The following is a 2,605-nucleotide window of genomic DNA, read 5'->3' on the forward strand; positions in this document are numbered from 1 at the left end:
TAGAAATTGGTATATAAGGTATCTGTTTTATTGGTATTTACTCTTTTATTTTTCAACTAAATATTTCTCACACAAAAGAATACGGATTCTGACGTTTTGTGGATTAATATTCTTACTGATATTACCAGAGATTGAAGCGGAACAATCTATTAGTTTTCTAAGTGGTATGTTTATTTCTGAATTCAGTAATATTAAGAAGTTAATGTGTCGGAAATATCTAAATGGGGGGGGATCTTATTTCTTGTAGGTATGAGTTTTCTTGTATTAAAACAAATTTCTATTATTCGAGATTTTGAAGGTACTGTTTTGTATAATGTTATCCAGATGATTATAAAATGGAATATCTCGCTGGGGGTAATTATTTTATATGTAGTAATAGCAAATAGAGGCATTAAGTTTCGCTTTTTCTCTTGGTTAGGAATAATATCGTATGAGCTATATCTTACTCATTGTAAATTTTTGAATTTACTTAGTGGTGATAACTCATTATTAAGTATCTTGGTTTTTTATAGCATTTCTGTTCTTACAGCAATTGCATTGTATCAATTTGATAAACGTTTAGCATTAAAATTTAAATAAACATGGCAAAATTTATTGCATTTTATCTTCCACAGTATCATCCTACCAAAGAGAATGATGAATGGTGGGGACCTGGTTTCACAGATTGGCGTTCTACGGTTTTGGCAAAACCGTTATTTAAAGGACATGTACAGCCTAAAGTGCCAGCCGATTTAGGCTATTACGACTTACGTGTTCCTGAGACTCGAAAACAACAGGCAGAGTTTGCCAAAGAGTATGGAATAGACGCTTTCTGTTATTGGCATTATTGGTTTGGTAATGGCAAACGATTGCTTAATTTGCCTTTTGATGAGGTTGTTAAGTCTGGTGAACCTGACTTTCCTTTCTGTTTAGGATGGGCTAACCATTCTTGGTATAAGAAAGCGTGGGGAGGAAAAGGTAAAGATCAACTACTGATTGAGCAGCAATATCTCGGAGAGGAAGATGATGCGTTACATTTCAATACAATGCTTCCAGCCTTTAAAGATCATAGATATTTACGCCATAATGGTAAGTTGGTTTTTATAATATATCAACCGCTTGCAAATCCTCATATAAAGGAGTTTATTCAAAATTGGCGGCAATATGCAAAAGAAAACGGATTGAACGATTTCTTTTTTATAGGTAAAGATAAATACAGTACCGATAAAACGAAGATTTTGGGTTATGGCTTTGATGCGGTCTATAATGATAATATTTTTGGAATATTACATCGTGAGCCAAAATGGAAGAAAGGAATACGGTTCCTTCTTAATAAAATAATGCATCATCCTATGGTATTCAATTATGGTGAGGCTATAAAATATATGTTAACTGATGAAGAAAAAAAGGAGGATGTGATACCTTCAATTGCCCCAAATTGGGATCATTCACCTCGTTCTGGTGCCCAAAATGCAATGTTTATCCATTCTGAACCTAAGTATTTCCAAAAATTAGTTGAAAATGTGGAGGAAGTAGTAACAAATAAGTCAAATGATTTAGTGATTGTGAAATCATGGAATGAATGGGGAGAAGGTAATTATTTGGAACCAGACTTACAATATGGACGTGGCGTTCTTGAAGCATTGAAAAAGGGGCGTAGTAGATGGTCTAAATAGTATTTGGGCTCTTCCTGTCATTAGTTTCCCGATTTAAAGGGATACTAATGATTTGAATTTTACTATATTATATCTTATGGATTTATTTTCTGGCATACGGCTCCGCCCTTCTCAGACTGATGGGCGTCGAGCCAATCATGAAATGAAATATGATTATCGCTCTCCGATAGAGAGTGATTTGGGACGTGTGATATTTAGCTCGGCTTGTCGCCGTCTACATGATAAGACGCAGGTTTTTCCTTTGACATCGGATGATAATATTCATTCTCGTCTCACGCATTCTATGGAGGTGATGAGCATTGGACATTCTTTTGCATTGAATTTGTTCGAAATACCAGCTTTCAAGGAGAAGATTGGAGTTGATGCTAGTGATGCTAATCAATGCATCAGAAAGTTGAGAGATTTTGACTCTTTACTTGCTACTATTTGTCTGGCTCACGACATCGGTAATCCTCCATTTGGACATTTTGGTGAAACTGCTTTACAATGTTATTTTGAGAGATTGTTTAACGATTTGAAAGACGATTTGAATCAATCTGAAAAAACGCATGTGTTTCACCATCCTATAATTCTTGGAATGTTGAAAACTGCGAAGGATGGTGAACAAGATTCAGTTGTAAAGGATTTGTCGGCTTTTCTTGATGATAATAATCTGTCAAAATTGGATTTTACATGTTTTGATGGAAATGCACAAGGCTTCCGAGTGCTTACCAAGTTGCAGTTCTTGAATGACTTGTACGGTTTGAACCTAACAAGTGCCTCTCTTGCAGCTTTCATCAAGTATCCAAATTTTGGCCCCAAAGATAAAAGTAGAAGTATATCTGGCTCATCCGATAAAGTCCGTGGCATCCCTACCCAAATATATCAACGATACATGATAGATTTTCCGTAAAGATGTTTACCTTTGCTGTATGAAAAATGATGTCAGCATTAATATGTACAAGGGACTT

Annotated in this window: 2 protein-coding genes; both read left to right on the forward strand. The window is 35.2% G+C overall.

Going from position 1 to position 2,605, the window contains the following annotated elements; translation table 11 throughout:
* Positions 1-581: 581 nt before the first annotated feature.
* On the forward strand, positions 582-1,655 hold the full coding sequence (locus tag CHL74_RS15155; RefSeq protein WP_094881990.1) for a glycosyltransferase WbsX family protein: 1,074 nt from the start codon (positions 582-584) through the stop codon (positions 1,653-1,655).
* Between the two features lie 76 nt (positions 1,656-1,731).
* Positions 1,732-2,547, forward strand: a complete 816-nt coding sequence (gene dgt / locus CHL74_RS15160) for a dGTP triphosphohydrolase (RefSeq protein ID WP_094881991.1) — start codon at positions 1,732-1,734, stop codon at positions 2,545-2,547.
* Positions 2,548-2,605 lie beyond the last annotated feature (58 nt).

It is taken from the genome of Prevotella sp. 885 (assembly GCF_002265625.1).
In the GTDB taxonomy this organism is placed as follows: Bacteria; Bacteroidota; Bacteroidia; order Bacteroidales; family Bacteroidaceae; genus Prevotella.